The organism is Halomonas sp. CH40 (assembly GCA_041875495.1).
Classification (GTDB): Bacteria; Pseudomonadota; Gammaproteobacteria; order Pseudomonadales; family Halomonadaceae; genus Vreelandella.
In genome coordinates, this window is sequence record CP112982.1 from 1,456,626 (window position 1) to 1,472,010 (window position 15,385).

General features: G+C 58.5%; 11 protein-coding genes. 9 read left to right on the forward strand and 2 right to left on the reverse strand.

Translation table 11 applies throughout. The features are described 5' to 3' along the window. The first annotated feature begins 176 nt into the window (after positions 1-176). The 3 genes from OR573_06655 to OR573_06665 are packed head-to-tail and all read left to right on the forward strand — an operon-like array spanning position 177 to position 5,783. On the forward strand, positions 177-1,487 hold the full coding sequence (locus OR573_06655; GenBank protein ID XGA81311.1) for a TolC family protein: 1,311 nt from the start codon (positions 177-179) through the stop codon (positions 1,485-1,487). Continuing rightward, positions 1,484-2,611 carry an efflux RND transporter periplasmic adaptor subunit gene (locus OR573_06660; GenBank protein XGA81312.1) on the forward strand — a complete coding sequence of 376 codons (1,128 nt, stop codon included), beginning with the start codon at positions 1,484-1,486 and terminating at the stop codon, positions 2,609-2,611. Before OR573_06655 ends, OR573_06660 begins: the two co-directional genes overlap by 4 nt. After that, a complete protein-coding gene (locus OR573_06665; protein ID XGA81313.1) occupies positions 2,598-5,783 on the forward strand; it encodes an efflux RND transporter permease subunit in 3,186 nt (1,061 codons plus the stop codon). Before OR573_06660 ends, OR573_06665 begins: the two co-directional genes overlap by 14 nt. Positions 5,784-5,818: 35 nt before the next feature. Here the strand turns inward: OR573_06665 and OR573_06670 are convergent, their stop codons facing one another. Next, complete coding sequence (locus tag OR573_06670; protein XGA81314.1) at positions 5,819-6,895, reverse strand: TauD/TfdA family dioxygenase; 1,077 nt, start codon at positions 6,893-6,895, stop codon at positions 5,819-5,821. A 100-nt stretch (positions 6,896-6,995) separates the two neighbouring features. On the opposite strand from OR573_06670, the gene OR573_06675 reads away from it, so the two are divergent. Continuing rightward, positions 6,996-7,472, forward strand: coding sequence for a DUF6314 family protein (locus OR573_06675; GenBank protein XGA81315.1), 477 nt, complete (start codon positions 6,996-6,998; stop codon positions 7,470-7,472). Here OR573_06675 and OR573_06680 read toward each other — a convergent pair. Then, positions 7,469-8,353, reverse strand: coding sequence for a LysR family transcriptional regulator (locus OR573_06680; GenBank protein XGA81316.1), 885 nt, complete (start codon positions 8,351-8,353; stop codon positions 7,469-7,471). The two genes, OR573_06675 and OR573_06680, sit on opposite strands and share 4 nt — an antisense overlap. A gap of 158 nt (positions 8,354-8,511) precedes the next feature. Here OR573_06680 and leuC point away from each other — a divergent pair, with 158 nt between their 5' ends. From leuC to OR573_06705, 5 genes are all read left to right on the forward strand, one after another. Continuing rightward, positions 8,512-9,963: a 3-isopropylmalate dehydratase large subunit gene (leuC, locus tag OR573_06685; GenBank protein XGA81317.1), complete on the forward strand. Its 1,452-nt coding sequence runs from the start codon at positions 8,512-8,514 to the stop codon at positions 9,961-9,963. Positions 9,964-9,966: 3 nt separating this feature from the next. Beyond that, positions 9,967-10,605: a 3-isopropylmalate dehydratase small subunit gene (gene leuD / locus OR573_06690; protein ID XGA81318.1), complete on the forward strand. Its 639-nt coding sequence runs from the start codon at positions 9,967-9,969 to the stop codon at positions 10,603-10,605. A 65-nt stretch (positions 10,606-10,670) separates the two neighbouring features. Continuing rightward, positions 10,671-11,753 carry a 3-isopropylmalate dehydrogenase gene (gene leuB / locus OR573_06695; GenBank protein XGA81319.1) on the forward strand — a complete coding sequence of 361 codons (1,083 nt, stop codon included), beginning with the start codon at positions 10,671-10,673 and terminating at the stop codon, positions 11,751-11,753. Between the two features lie 109 nt (positions 11,754-11,862). Then, positions 11,863-12,975, forward strand: a complete 1,113-nt coding sequence (gene asd, locus OR573_06700; protein ID XGA81320.1) for an aspartate-semialdehyde dehydrogenase — start codon at positions 11,863-11,865, stop codon at positions 12,973-12,975. A 300-nt stretch (positions 12,976-13,275) separates the two neighbouring features. Next, on the forward strand, positions 13,276-15,384 hold the full coding sequence (locus OR573_06705; GenBank protein ID XGA81321.1) for a hypothetical protein: 2,109 nt from the start codon (positions 13,276-13,278) through the stop codon (positions 15,382-15,384). Position 15,385 lies beyond the last annotated feature (1 nt).

Sequence of the window (15,385 nt, forward strand, 5' to 3'; positions counted from 1 at the left end):
GATACATATCCCATTCGGTTTTCCTTTCAATACGTCAGCCCACTGCCGCTTGATTGCGCTGCAGCTCCTCAATAGCTTCTTATCTACATACTTGAGCAGCTAACCAGACACGACACTAGGTGTTAAACTTGGTTGAGTAAGCTATTCAGCTACCCGTTCCAAGATCAGGAGTGTGCTTGCTGTATATAAGAGCATTTGTTGCTGTCGTCTTTTTGTTGCCTGGGGTAGCCAGCGCACTTTCGCTGGATGAGGCGCTGGCCACCGCCACGCGTGAGGCGACCCAACTACAAACCCTGGAGGCGGAGGTTCAGGAAGCGGAAGCCGTCTATCAACAGTCCTCTCAGGCGTTTCTGCCCACTGTTACCACGGATGCGGCGTGGCTGCGGGCGGATTCCTCGTTGATTACCGGTGTGCCAGTGCCGGTGCTGGGGATACCGCCGCGTATCGAGAGCACTGATTTCGGGCCGGTAGAAGGTTCGATGGTGGGGCTTCAGCTCATCCAGCCTGTCTACAACGCCGATGCCCTGCAACAGCGTGAGGCAGCCCGTCTGAATGTCGATGCCCGCCAAGAAGCGCAACAATGGGGGCAGCAGGCCCTGCGTCTGGAAGTGGCTCGCCGCTACTTCAATATCCTGCGATTACAGCAGCATGAAAGCGCTGCCCGCCTGTCTCACACGGCGGCTCAAAAGGCTGCCCGGCTGGCTGAGGCAAGCTATCAACAGGGGATGGCGGCGCGCCTGGACATGGAACAGGCCAATGCCCAGCGGGCGGCCGCCGAAGCGCGTGTTGCCCAGGCGCAAAGCGACGCATTGGAGGCGGAATACCAGCTAAAGAATCTGCTGGGTATGGCGCCACAGGAGCCGCTGCACGTGACAGACTCCATGCCGCGTCCCCATCCGCCAGTCACAAGGGACGATACCACGCCGCGCAGAGACCTGCAGGCCCGCAAACTGGCCGTTGATGCCGCAGAGGCCAAGGCCAGCGCCTCACAAGCCGAGTGGCTCCCCCGGGTGAACCTGCTGGCCAGGCAGCAGTGGGTGCAAGGCAATCAGCCGCTGGAAGATCATGCCGATGGCTGGCTAGTGGCGGTCAATCTGCAATGGACGCTGTTTGATGGATTTGGCCGTGAAGGGCGAATGGCCGAATCCCGAGCCCAGGCCCGGAAGGCAAAGGTTGAAATGGAGGATACCCGACGGCGGATTCAGCAGGAACAGGCAGTGGCCACCCGCCAGTGGCAGGCGGCATACACCGCCTGGCAGGCCGCTGAAAACGCTGAAAAAGCCGCTGAACGTGCCGCACGCCTGGCCATACGACGCTATGAAGAAGGCCTGGGGTCAATGACAGAGCTGCTTGCTGCCCAGGCGCGCCTGGATCAGCAGCAAGCCACCCTGATTGATGCCCGCTACCAGGCCCTGCTTGCCGGTATGAACTACCATTTGCAGAACGGCCGTGACCCCTTACTCGCGCTTGGTCAACCGTCCCCATGAAGATGCTTGTCTCAACATTTCTGTTAGCAATGATGCTGTTGCTTACCGGCTGTTTCAGCGATGCGCCGCCATCCAAGGAAACAGCCAGCGAAATCCCCAGCGTCCAGATTGCCGAGGTTCAGGCCTGGCAGGGGGCGGTCAGCCAGAAGCTGCCCGGCGTGGTGCGCCCCGGCAAGCGTGCGGCCCTGAGCACCCGTTTTGCCGGCACCCTGCTGTCAGTCGAGGTTAACCCCGGTGACAGGGTGGCCACCGGCGACCTGCTGGCCAGGGTGGATGCCAGGGAAGTCAATGCCGCCATCGCGGCGACACGCACCAAAATCAGCGCCACTCAAGCTGGCGTGGAACAGGCCCGGCTGGAAAGCCAACGGTTGGAGCGGCTTTACGCCGAAGACCTGATAGCCCGTGTTCGAATGGAAAGGGCCCAGGTCAAGTATCAGGAACTGCAAGCCCAGCTCCAGGCCGCCGAGTCCGAACTTGAGGCCCAGCAGGCAAACCTGAGCTATACCCGGTTAACCGCACCTTTCAACGGCAGGGTGACCGAAACGCCGGTGGATACCGGCAGTTTTGTCGGGCCTGGCCAGCCATTGGTGATCATGGAATCCCGGGGTCAGTTACGCGTGGATGTTCCGGTGTCCAGCCAGGTGGCTTCCCGCCTTGCGCCCGGTGCGCAGCTTTCCGTGATTATCGGGCCGCAGGGTAAAAGCCTGCCGGCCTCTCTGATCAGCGTGGTGCCAGCGCTAGGGGAAGAGGCCACCGGCCAGCGCCTGAGGTTGAGCCTGGAAACCACCGATGACCAGCTTGCGCCAGGTCAGGTTGTCTCTGTGCTGGTGCCGAATAGGGCGCAGCAGACGCAGGCCAGCGAGTGGGTGGGGCTGCCCCAGGCGGCACTGTTGCGCAGAGGCCAACTGACCGGAACGCTGGTGGTCGAGCAGACCAGCAGTGGCTCTGTCGTGCGTCTTGAGTGGATAAAGCTGGCTAACCCACCAGCCAATGACAGTGAGCTGATTCCCGTGACCCAGGGCTTAACGGTGGGCGACAAGGTGGTATTGAACCCTTCTGCCAAACTTGAGGACGGGCAAACGGTCACGGTCAAGCCATCAGGGCCGCAACATGCAGGAGAGTAAGCTGGGTCTGGCAGGGCGGATTGCCAATCGGCTGCTTGATTCGCCCATCGTGCCGCTTTTTGTGGTGGCCTGCTTGCTGCTAGGCGGCTATGCACTTTTGGTAACGCCCCGGGAAGACCGGCCGGATATTGATGTGCCCACTGCCACGATCCTCATCCCCTGGCCGGGGGCTGGCGTTGAGCGCGTTGATAACCAGCTGGCGCGTAAAGCGGCCAGCTGGGTGCGGGAACTTCCCAATGTCAGTGATGTGCGCAATAGCAGCTCAAGCCATGCGGCGCTTCTATCAGTAGAGTTTACTCCGGGTACGGCCAAGGAAAAGGCCTTTTCGCAGCTGAGTGAACTGTTTGGCGCCCGTCGTGATGCTCTGCCCACTAACGCCGGCCCGGCCACCATTGAGACCTATGGGGCCTCGCGCCTGGCAGTGCTGACGGCCACCCTCAGCAGCAAGACCCTGGGCCCGGACGGGCTGGAAGAGGTGGCGGCTGAACTGACGTCAGATGTCTTGCGTATTCCCGGCGTGCGCGACGTGGAACGTTTCGGCGGCGACCGCGCTGCGATTGAAATCCTGCCGGACCCAAACGAACTGGCGGCCCGCAAGATCCCCCTGAACCAGTTGGCCGAGGCGGTAGCGGGTGCCAATCTGCAGGTGCCCACCGGCCGCCTGGAAAGCCCGCCGGTCACCAATCTTCAGGCAGGAATGAAGCTAGATCAGCTTGAGCAGCTGGGGCGCATCCCCGTCGGTAGCGATGGCGGAGGCCCGGTTTATCTGGAGCAGGTGGCGGATATTCGCCATGGCCGAGTGGAAAACAATCAGGCCGTACTGCACTGGCAGGAAGGCCATTCAGCGCCTTTCCCGGCCGTGACGCTGGCACTAACCACCCTGGAAGGCCGGAACGTTAGCAATGTGACGGAAGCAGTCATCACGCGGCTGGAGCAGTTCCAACAAGAGGTCCTGCCGTCGGACGTCCACCTAGATATCACCCTGGATGCGGGGGAGGATGCCACGGCCAGGGTCTACAGCGTGCTGTCGCAGTTATTAACCGGCACCCTGGTCGTCGTAGGAATTATCTGGCTGGGTCTCGGCTGGCGGGCCGCCGTGGTGATCGCCATCATGATGCCGTCTTCGCTGGCGATTGTGCCCTACCTGTACCATCACCTGGGGTTCACCCTGAACCCGGTATCGATTGCCGCCATGATTCTGGCCATCGGCATCCTCTCGGATGATGCCGTGGTCATACTGGAAAACGTTGCGAGACATTTTCAGCGCGCGGGCGAAAAAAGTCGTGAGCTTACCGTCAAGGCGGTCAATGAGGTGGGTAACCCGACCATACTGGCAGATCTGCTGGTGGTCGCGACCCTGTTACCCACCGCCTATATTACCGGCGAAATGGGCCAGTATATTCGCGCCATTCCGCTGGGCGCCTCGGCTGCCGTGCTGTTCTCCCTCTTGGTCGCCCTGACGATTACGCCTTATTTCGGCTATCGCTTGTTGAAAGTGAAGCAATCTGAAAGCGATGAGAAAGAAGAGCAGCAAAGCCACAAAGAGCGCAGAGAAGACAGCCCCTTTGTGGCGCGCTATCGCTGCCTGCTGGCGCCCTTTGTCCGCTTTGCCATATTGCGCTGGCTTTTCTATCTGGGCCTGGTGATCCTGTTGCTGTTAAGTCTTGCATTGGTAGCAACACGCAGCGTGCAGATCGGCCTTACGCCCTTGCTGGATCGGAATCTGTTTGCGGTCAATGTGGAGCTGCCCGCCACGGCCACCCTGACCGAGTCGCTTGGCGTGGCCTCTGATCTGAACCGGCAGCTGCGTCAATTGCCGGAAGTCAGGGCGGTCACCGTGTATGCTGGCCTGACCCCGCCGATGATCTATCCGCCAGAAACGCTCACGGCCCCCACTGATAAAGCGCCTCGGGATCTGACCCTGCATGTAAGCCTGGTGCCTGAACAGCAGCGTGACCGTCAGAGTTACCAGGTCAGCCGAGAGGTGGCTCAACAGCTCGGCAGCTGGCTGGCGCCTCACCAGGCCACTGGCCATATAGCACGGATTCCTTCCGGCCCCGCCAGCGACCGGGCCATTACCGCCGAGATCTACGGGCCAAGCCCGCAGGCGCGTCAGGCCGTGGCCGATGAGCTTGAGCAATGGCTAGGCGAGCAAGAAGGAGTGATTACCACCAGCCAGAGCCCCATGGCGGCCCTGCCGTCTTTGAACCTGAACGTTAACCCGCAGCAGGCAGCAACCTATGGGGTCATCCCGGCTGAGGTGACGCGCACCCTATCGCTTGCCATTGCGGGCAAAACCCTCGGCGACTGGTCCGGCAGTCAATATGCCTGGGATTCAGTGCCGATCATTCTGCGCCTGGCCAAGCAGGACCGGGGTTCCGAACAGGCCATCCGTAGCCTTTATACCCTGAGTACCAGCGGCCAGCCGGTGCCGCTGGAATCGCTGCTGGATTTAAACCATGACGACGGCGAACCTGCCAGGTATCGGCGTAATCTGATGCCGGTGACCACCGTCTTTGCTGATCTGGATCGTTCCGTGGCGCAGCCGCTGAGCGTGCAGCTGGAAGCGCTGGTAAGTCAACAGTGGCCGGGCACGGAGATTCGCTGGCGCCAGCCGCCGGATGAAGCCGCGACGCCTTTGCTCTACTGGGCCGGTGAATGGGAAATGACCCGAGGCGTCTACAGGGATCTGGCCGTCGCAGGGCTAGTGGTGATGGTGCTGATCTATGTCCTGTTGGCCGGCTGGTTTGGATCCTACACGCTACCCCTGTTGATCATGCTGCCCATTCCGCTGATCTTTATCGGGGTGATACCGGCCCATTGGCTATGGGGGATCAATATTGCCGGCACAGGGGTGTTAGGGGTGATTGCCCTTGGCGGCATCGTGACCCGCAACGCCATCCTGCTGGTGGACTTTATTGAGCAGCGGCTTAACGAGGGGATGGCGCTGAAAGAGGCCGTGGTGCAGGCGGGCGCCCAGCGCACCCGCCCGATCCTGCTGACCGCGGCGACGGTGATGTTCGGCAGCGGCGTGCTGATTTTTGAGCCAGCCCTGGAGCCGCTGGGCCTTACCCTCGCCAGCGGTGTGCTGGTATCCACCCTGCTGACCCTGGTGCTGATCCCGATCCTCTATTACCACGCCTTTAGCCCCAGGGATGGCAAAGAGGTCTGAACATTGCCGAGGGTGTCGGCAACAGCTTTTTACCCTCAGTTCTGCATTGGGATATCGTCCTTCCAGCGAAAACCGATCCCTCCGGCTTGCCATATGCCGTCGTGGTTAAAGGGGTGAGGCCCGGCAAGATTGATATGTTGGGGCAGGCCGAAGTGGGGCGCCAGGTTCTGTTTGGCCTTGACCGTGACGCGATCCATGATGCGCAGGCCCTGCTGCTCAGCGGACATATGCGCTTCCGGCGCTGCCCGGTGAGCCAGCGCCCAGTTATCCACGTAGAGCAGGTCGCCGGTGTCGTAGTGGTAACGAATGCCGTAGCCCTTGTCGAAGGAGGCGTTTAGCAGGTCGTTGTAATCATTGAATAACTGCTTGAGTTCGTCGGCATTGAGCAGGCGCATCTGAGCAACATCCGCCGGCTGGCGCTGCAGTTCCTCAATGGGCACGCCGTCTTCTGGCAAGCGCTCAATCACTGCCCCCGTCATGCCCAGGTGCAGCCAGACGCTTTTGCGCCCCGAGATAGGGTGAGTATGCACCACAGGGTGGCTAACCCCGGAGGCGGAGTTGACCGATACCAGGCGTTCCCAGTAAGCCTGCTTTTCTTCGGGCAGGGCATCAAAGGCGGCGCCCTGGTGGGCAAAGTGGGTGCCGCCGCCGTGTTCTGGGGCGCGGGCCATATAATAGGCTGAGTGGGAGAAAATCGCCGCCTCGAAGCTGCCGTCGTTGTGCCACTGTGGGCCAACGCCAAGAATACCGTAGCGGTCATCATTGGAGCAGCGGAAGATGTCCCGGTTCATATCTGGAGTGGCGGGGTGAACGCCGTGGGTCGAGTGGATTTCTCCCGCGCCCCACCATTTGCTGGCTTCCACCAGTTCGTTGGCGGAAAGCTCGGTCTGGTGCTTGAAGACAATAAAGCCACGCTGGGCCATTTCAACTTCCAGCGCCTTGATCACTGCCTCAGGCAGCGCTGAACGCACATCAGCACCGCGGATTTCAATGCCCAGTGGTTCAAGCTCAGTGGCCGTCAGGCCGTGTTGCTCAAGCAGTGCCAGGTGTGCCGGGTCGATGGCAGGAATGGTTGAAGACGTATCGTCCAGGCGTGTCTGCAGGTTACCCATGATAAAATCGCCTCTATGGGTGAATTTACCCTCAGCCTAACCGACTGTATAAAAGTGACAAGTCCGATTTTGCAGGCTCGCTGTTGTTAAGGAGAGAAAGATGCAAACTTCTCAAGAGGTGCTCAGCTGTCTGCGCCGTGTGCGCGCACTGCATTTTAACGCGCAAAGTCAGGCAGGTACCGGCTGGGAAGGGGTGGGCAAGGGGGAGGTCAAGGTTTCAGCAGCGCAGGAGAACAGCCTGGTATTTCACGAATCAGGCAACTGGCAGCCGAACCACAAAAGCGCAGAGCATCCGTCTGCATTTGCCTTCACCAACACCTTCCGCTGGACAGCAATAGGGCATCAGCTGCGTCTGGAGCATTTGCGCTTTGGTGTGGATAAGCCGGTGTTGCTGTTTGATATGGCCCCGGATGAGGCAGGGCAGTGGCGGGAAGTCGACCCGCATCTATGCGGCCAGGATGTGTATGCCGCCTCGCTCACGATTAAAGGTAACCAGATTCGGGTGGCCTGGTCGATTCAGGGTCCGCGCAAGCAGGAGTCGATTGTGTATAGCTACCAGACTGACCCGTCTGCCTAGCGGCCCTGTTCCAGCGCCTCAATCATCTTGCGGGCAGCATTGGAAAGGGTACGGTTGCTATGGGTGAGATAGCCCAGCGGGCGGTAAAAGGGTGACGTATCGACGGGTAGTTCAACCAGATCCTCATCCAGCATTCTTTCGGGCAGCAGGCTCCAGCCCAGCCCCACGCTGCACATCATCTTCAGGGTTTCGAGGTAATTGGTCGACATGCTCACCGATAGCGCCAACCCCTTATGGGCGAAACGCTCTTCTATTAGGCTGCGGGTAAAGGTCTGGGCGCCGGGTAATACGCAGGGGTATTCGCACAGCGTGGTCAGCGCCAATGGCTTGGCCGGGCGGCTGACCTGCCTGGCCAGTGGGTGGTCGTGGGCACTGACAAAACACATGCGATCGCGCCAGCGCTCGGTGACGCTGAGCTGCTCGACCGGGTGTGGCGCCAGGGTGACTACCGCCAGCTCAAGATGGCCATTCAACACACCCTGATAGGCAAGCTCAGAATCGACAAAGCGCAAGTCCAGATCCACCTCTGGATGTTGCTGGGTATAGGCCTTGAGAATCGGCGGCAAGCGGTGCAGGCCAATATGGTGGCTGGTGGCCATGGTCAGGCGTCCGCCGACCTGGCCGGACAGATTGGCCAGGGCACGGCGGCTGTCTTCCACGCTGAGCAGGATATGGCGCGCCTGGGGCAATAGCAGCTCACCGGCTTCGGTCAAGGCGATGCGCCGCCCGATGCGATCAAACAGCCGGGTGTTGAGCTGATGCTCCAGCATGGCGATACGTTTGCTGACTGCTGGCTGGGTCAGAAACAGCTGATCAGCAGCCTTGGAGAAACTTTGTGTATCGGCTACGGCCAAAAAGGCTTGTAGATGTTGAGTATCCATTCGTATTCCTGTTGGGAATCTAATCCATAAATAACATGAATTGATTTTATCTGCGAGCGGGGTAATATTGTATTCACTACCCTGCAGCACGCCATCAGGTTCACGTCCAGGGTTACCTCATCGCTGGAAAATCACAGGGCCATGGCCCGGGAGAGCATATGTCAGCTAAAACACTTTACGACAAGCTGTGGGATCAGCATCTGGTCAAGCAGCGTGATGACGGCACTGCGTTGATCTACATCGACCGCCACATGCTTCACGAAGTCACCTCGCCCCAGGCTTTTGAAGGTCTGCGCTTGGCTAAGCGCAAGCCATGGCGCCTGGATGCCAACCTGGCGACTGCGGATCACAACGTCCCAACGACCTTGATCGAGCGTGCCGAAGGCAATAAAGGCATCAAAGACCCGATTTCCCTCATTCAGGTGCAGACTCTTGACGACAACTGCCTTGAGTACGGTATTACCGAATTCGGCATCAACGACCCGCGCCAGGGAATCGTCCACGTCATCGGCCCTGAGCAGGGCGCGACCCTGCCAGGTATGACGGTAGTGTGCGGCGATTCCCACACTGCCACCCATGGTGCCTTTGGTGCTCTGGCCCACGGCATTGGCACCTCGGAAGTCGAGCACGTGCTGGCGACCCAGTGCCTGCTGACCCAGAAGATGAAAAACATGCAGGTGCGGGTTGAAGGCGAACTTGGCCTGGGCGTGACCGCCAAGGATGTAGTGCTGGCGATTATCGGCAAGATTGGCACCGCGGGTGGCACCGGCTATGCCATCGAATTTGCGGGCAGTGCGATTGAGTCGCTGTCGATGGAAGGGCGCATGACGGTGTGCAACATGGCGATTGAAGCCGGTGCACGGGTCGGCATGATTGCCGTGGATGACACCACCATTAACTACATTGGCAACCGTCCTTACGCGCCCACCGCTGAGCAGTGGGAAGCGGCAGTGGCTGACTGGCGCAATCTGGTCTCGGACCCGGATGCCGAGTTCGATAAGATCGTGACGCTGGATGCCGCCGAGATTGAGCCGCAGGTCAGCTGGGGCACCAGCCCCGAGATGGTGACCGGCATTTCCGGTCAGGTGCCTGATCCGGAAGCCGCCCTGGATGAAACGATCAAGCGTAGCCATGTGCGCGCTCTGGAATATATGGGCCTGCAGCCCAACCAGAAAATCACCGATATTCAGCTGGACAAGGTCTTTATTGGCTCCTGCACCAACTCGCGTATCGAAGACCTGCGTGAAGCCGCCAAGGTGGCCAAGGGCAAGAAGGTTGCCAGCAATATCCAGTTGGCCATGGTAGTGCCGGGTTCTGGTCTGGTGAAGCGTCAAGCGGAAGAAGAAGGCCTCGACAAGATATTTATCGAGGCGGGCTTTGAATGGCGCGAGCCGGGCTGCTCCATGTGCTTGGCGATGAATGCCGACAAGCTGGGCGCAGGCGAGCACTGTGCCTCGACCTCCAACCGCAACTTTGAAGGTCGTCAGGGCTACGGTGGCCGCACGCACCTGGTCAGCCCGGCAATGGCCGCCGCCGCCGCGATTGCCGGCCACTTTGTGGATGTACGCAGCTTGCCTGCCAACGATGCCAACCACGCCCAGGAGGCTTGAAGCATGAAAAAATTTGAACGTTTTGAAGGGGTGGTGGCACCACTGGATCGCGCTAACGTCGATACCGACCTGATCATCCCCAAGCAGTTTCTCAAGTCCATCAAGCGTACCGGCTTCGGGGTTAACCTGTTTGACGAACTGCGCTATCTGGACGAAGGCCAGCCGGGCCAGGATTGCTCAAACCGCCCGCTGAATCCTGATTTCGTGCTCAACCAGCCCTGTTATCAGAATGCCGAAATCCTGCTGACCCGGCGTAACTTTGGCTGCGGCAGCTCCCGGGAGCACGCCCCCTGGGCGCTGGAAGATTTTGGTTTCAAGGTGGTTATCGCGCCGAGCTTTGCCGATATCTTCTATAACAACGCCTTCAAGAACGGCCTCTTGCTGGTGCGCCTGGAAGAAGATGAGATTGAGCGCCTGTTCCAGGAAACCGAAGAGCGCGAAGGCTATGCGCTGGATGTGGATCTGGAAAACCAGCGCATTATTACGCCACGTGGCGAGATCCTTGAGTTTGACGTGGACGAGTTCCGCAAACACTGCCTGCTTGAAGGCCTGGATGATATTGGCATCACCCTGCAGGATGACGCCGTGATTCGTCAGTTTGAGCAGCAGCATCGTGAACAGCGCCCCTGGCTGTTCCGCTAAGCGGTTGGTTGTCTTCCTGGCTGAATAACAGAGTTCAGCCTGACTCATGATTGAAGGATCCTGTAATGACGCACAACGTTTTACTTCTGCCAGGTGATGGCATCGGCCCCGAAATTGCTGCCCAGGCCAAGCGCCTTCTCCAAGCCTGTCAAGAGACCGGGCTGGATATCCAGCTGGAAGAAGGCCTGGTAGGTGGCTGCGCCTATGATGCTCACGGTGAACCGCTGCCCGAAGAGACCCTGGCCAAGGCCAAGGCGGCCGACGCCATCCTGCTCGGCGCAGTGGGCGGCCCTCAGTGGGACACCCTGGAAGACCTTTCCAAGCGCCCGGAAAAAGGCCTGCTGGGCTTGCGCAAGAACCTTGGCCTGTTTGGCAACCTGCGCCCGGCCATGTTGTACCCCCAACTGGCTAGCGCTTCCAGCCTTAAGCCAGAGCTGGTCGCGGGTCTGGATATCATGATCGTGCGCGAACTGACCGGCGGCATCTATTTTGGTCAGCCCAGGGGCATTGAAGAGCGCAACGGCGAACGCGTCGGCTTTAATACCTATGTGTATTCAGAAAGCGAAATCGAGCGCATCGGCCGGGTGGCTTTTGAAATGGCCCAGAAACGTGGCAAGAAGCTGTGCTCTGTGGACAAGGCCAACGTGCTTGAAGTGACCATCCTGTGGCGTGAGGTGATGAACCGGCTGGCGCCGGAATACCCGGATGTCGAGCTTTCCCATATGTATGTGGACAACGCCGCCATGCAGCTGGTGCGCGCGCCCAAGCAGTTTGATGTGATGGTGACGGGCAACATGTTTGGCGATATTCTTTCCGACGCGGCAGCCATGCTGACCGGTTCGATTGGCATGCTGCCGTCGGCATCGCTTAACGAAAGCGGCCAGGGCATGTACGAACCCTGCCATGGCAGCGCCCCGGATATTGCCGGGCAGAATATGGCCAACCCCCTGGCGATGATGCTGTCAGTGGCGATGATGATGCGCTACTCACTGGGTGAGGCGGCCATGGCCGAGCGCATTGAAGCAGCGGTCGGCCAGGTACTGGATGATGGTCTACGCACCGCTGATATTGCCTCTGAAGGCATGCAGACAGTCGGTACCGATGCCATGGGCGATGCGGTGCTTGCCGCTTTTGCCAAACAGCAGTAGTGCAGTAGGATCGGCATCCAGAGCCATTGGCCCTGAGCCAATGGTCGGAAAAATTATTTTTAATAGTTGTGTATAATGGGCGGTTCATTCTTTATTGGAGGACTTCACGATGTTGAAAGTCGGTTTCGTAGGATGGCGCGGTATGGTCGGTTCTGTGCTGATGCAGCGCATGCAGGAAGACGGTGATTTTAACGGCATTGAGCCGATTTTCTTCACTACTTCCCAGGTTGGCCAGCCGGGTCCCGATATCGGCGTTGACGTACCTCCGCTCAAGGACGCCCATTCACTGGACGAACTCAAGCCGTTGGATGTGATTGTCACCTGCCAGGGTGGCGACTACACCAAAGCTGTCTACAGTGATCTGCGCAACAGCGGTTGGAAAGGCTACTGGATCGACGCCGCCAGCTCGCTACGTATGGAAGACGACGCCACCATCGTACTGGACCCGGTCAACCGCCAGGTTATCGATGCCCAGCTGGCCAAGGGTTCCAAGACATTTGTGGGTGGCAACTGCACCGTCAGCCTGATGCTGATGGGCCTGGGTGGCCTGTTTGAAGCCGATATGATCGAGTGGATGACCTCGATGACCTATCAGGCAGCTTCTGGCTCCGGCGCCAAGCACATGCGTGAACTGCTCAACCAGATGGGCGCCCTGCATGACTGTGTGGGCGCAGAGCTGAAAGATACTTCCAGCGCGATTCTGGATATCGACCGCAAGGTCACAGCGGCCATGCGTTCGGGGGATTTCCCCACCGATAACTTCGGCGCACCCTTGGCAGGCAGCCTGCTGCCGTGGATCGATACCAAGCTCGATAACGGCCAGAGCCGCGAAGAGTGGAAGGGGTCGGTCGAGACCAACAAGATTCTCGGCCTCGACAACAACCCGATCCCGATTGACGGCCTGTGTGTGCGTATCGGTGCCATGCGTTCGCACAGCCAGGCGTTCACCATCAAGCTCAAGCAGGACGTGCCGATGGATGAAATCGAAGAGCGCATTGCCAAGCACAATGAGTGGGTCAAGGTGATCCCCAATGACAAGGACGCCACCATTGACGGCCTGACGCCGACCGCCGCCACAGGTACGCTTCAGGTACCGGTAGGCCGCTTGCGCAAACTGGCCATGGGCGGTGAATATCTGTCAGCCTTCAGCGTGGGTGACCAACTGCTGTGGGGTGCTGCAGAGCCGCTCAAGCGTATGTTGAAGATTCTGCGTGAGCAGTAATTTCGCATTTGCGAGGCGTTAAAACGTAATAATCAGGAAAGGGGCTATCTCGATAGCCCCTTTTTTGTGGCCAGTTTTTGCAATCTTTTTATGCACTAATTCGTTTAAGCTTTTATTGTTTAAGTGGGTGCTTATTTTTTTGGGTTACGGCTTTCATTTTGATAGGGCTTTAAATGATAGGGCTTTAAAAGAGTTAATTAATATTAAAAATAAGCTAGGATTGGAGGCTGGGTCAGTAGCTAAGAGCTATCGACCATGGGTTATTAGGCCATGATGGCGCGAGGCAAAAAAGGGGGTTCAATGAAACGATTAATCTTACTGGCGGTGCTGGCAGCATGGGGAGCCGTAAGCCCTTTGGCAATGGCGCTGGATATCGGTGAGCCAAACGTTGAATCTTCTCTTGATTCTCCGCTGAGGGCGACAGTGCCGCTGACCGATACCGGTGGTTTTAGTACTGGTGATATTCGTGTTGGCCTTGCCGAGCCTTCCGCTTTCCGAGCCCTTGGCCTTGACTGGACGTCTCTGACAGAAAATGTGTCGATATCGCTGGAGGGCGCTTCGCGGCCCTATTTGCAGTTGACCTCATCGACCCCGGTAAGCGACCCCTGGCTGGATTTGCTGTTAACCCTGGAAACGCCTGATGGCCGCCAGTCCCAGGTGCTGACGCTATTATTTGATCCACCCGGTACGCCATCCGCACAAGCGTCTGAGGCTGGCTCATCAAGAGTGGTCAGCAGCACGCCGGTATCTGCGCCAACAAGCCCGCAAAGCTCAGCAGGTTCAGCAAGCTCTCGCGAGCCTGCCTATATCAACAGTGGCGATACCTTGTGGAGCGTTGCGGCACGTGTCAAACCACCTCAGGCCAGCGTTCAGCAGATGATGCTGGCCCTGCTTGAAGCCAATGAAAGCCGCTTTCCATCTGGCAATATCAATGATATGCGGGCGGGATATACCCTGGAAATGCCCAGTGATGCAGAGGTTTTCAGTCAGTCGCCTGCGAATGCAGCCCGTATCATAGATACCATGAATACTGCCTGGCGTAATCGTGGTAATGAGTCAGTGCAGCCAGTATCCTCTGCGTCTGCTTCATCATCACAAACGGCCACCGAGTCGGGTGAACCTAGTGAATCCGCTACGCCGTCTGAAGATACGCCGCTTGCGGATGTAGCGCTTGCTGAAACTGCCACCGTGGAAGGTGAGAGCGCCGCTGATAGTAATGATCCCGACGTCGTTATTTCGCCTCAGGCGATTGAGGTTGCGCAGGCCCTGAACAGCCAGTTACGCGAAGTGCGTCTGAATGAGCAGCGCCAGCAGCTTGACCAGTTACGCCAGGAGCGTGAGTTGATGCAGACTGAAATTGAAGCGCTTCGTAACGAGGTGGCGAGTCTGAATCAAGCCTTGGCGGCGGCGCAAAGCCTTGTGCCTCAAGGTTCACCATCCAGCCAGCCAGACGAGCAGACGGCTGTTACGGATGATTCGCCAGCTGATCAACCTGGTGCTTTGGCTCAGGCGATGGCCTGGAGCCAGGATTTTTATGCGCAATCACTGCGCGACAGCCGCTGGCCGCTGGCTGCTGCCGCGGTTCTCTTGCTGTTAGTTTTATTGCTGATGATACGCCGCCGCCAGGCCAAGGAGTGGCAGGAAGTCAAAACCCACCAGGCTGATGCTGAACCCTCTGGCGCCACCAACGTCGTTCAGCCAGCACCAAAGGCAGCCTATGTGCCACCAGAAACGGCCCAGTCTGCGGCGGCTGTCACGCCTGCCAGTACCCAGGCAAGCGAGACAGGTGAGGCAAGCGAGGCAAGCAAGGCAAGTAAGACAAGCGAGACAACCACGCGCGATCAACCCAGCCGCGTTAGTGCCATTGAAGAAGCGCGAGAAACACTGCAGGTAAATACCGGTAACGAAGATTCACCTGAAGAAGCGCTCGACAGTATCGAATCAGAATCAGCAGACCTGAGACGCAGCCAGGCCTCTGTGCTTTTCGGCAAGAACTCACCTGATTCGGAACCGCTTGATCTGGCAATAGTAAGCGGCCAAGAGCTCGAGGAAACGAACGAGGCGACTAAGAAAGCTGAATCAGAAGGCGATACACAAGCTGACGAATCCGCTGAAACACAACAGCAAGGCCACGGCAACGATGAGCGCAAGCATTTTATCGATTACCAGCCGCCGTCCCTGAGCGCAGAGCCGCAAAGTGACAAAGATACGGAAACGCTGATGCAGCCAACCGTGGAATTTGAGGCGCCTGATGAAGCAAATGATCAGGCTGAAAAGAAATCGTCTAGCCGTGATCAGAAGCGTTCCAATACCCAGGCGGCAAGCCAGAAAGTGGATCTGGATGATGATTGGGAAATAGAAGAGGTGGCATTCCAGCGCCCAGGTCGGGATAATACGCGGTCTTCCTAAC

Coding starts and splice junctions, on each gene's coding strand:
- OR573_06660 (XGA81312.1), top strand. CDS start 1,484: ATGAAGATGCTTGTCTCAACATTTCTGTTAGCAATGATGCTGTTGCTT.
- OR573_06665 (XGA81313.1), top strand. CDS start 2,598: ATGCAGGAGAGTAAGCTGGGTCTGGCAGGGCGGATTGCCAATCGGCTG.
- leuB (XGA81319.1), top strand. CDS start 10,671: ATGACGCACAACGTTTTACTTCTGCCAGGTGATGGCATCGGCCCCGAA.
- leuD (XGA81318.1), top strand. CDS start 9,967: ATGAAAAAATTTGAACGTTTTGAAGGGGTGGTGGCACCACTGGATCGC.
- OR573_06670 (XGA81314.1), bottom strand. CDS start 6,895: ATGGGTAACCTGCAGACACGCCTGGACGATACGTCTTCAACCATTCCT.
- OR573_06705 (XGA81321.1), top strand. CDS start 13,276: ATGAAACGATTAATCTTACTGGCGGTGCTGGCAGCATGGGGAGCCGTA.
- OR573_06680 (XGA81316.1), bottom strand. CDS start 8,353: ATGGATACTCAACATCTACAAGCCTTTTTGGCCGTAGCCGATACACAA.
- leuC (XGA81317.1), top strand. CDS start 8,512: ATGTCAGCTAAAACACTTTACGACAAGCTGTGGGATCAGCATCTGGTC.
- OR573_06675 (XGA81315.1), top strand. CDS start 6,996: ATGCAAACTTCTCAAGAGGTGCTCAGCTGTCTGCGCCGTGTGCGCGCA.
- asd (XGA81320.1), top strand. CDS start 11,863: ATGTTGAAAGTCGGTTTCGTAGGATGGCGCGGTATGGTCGGTTCTGTG.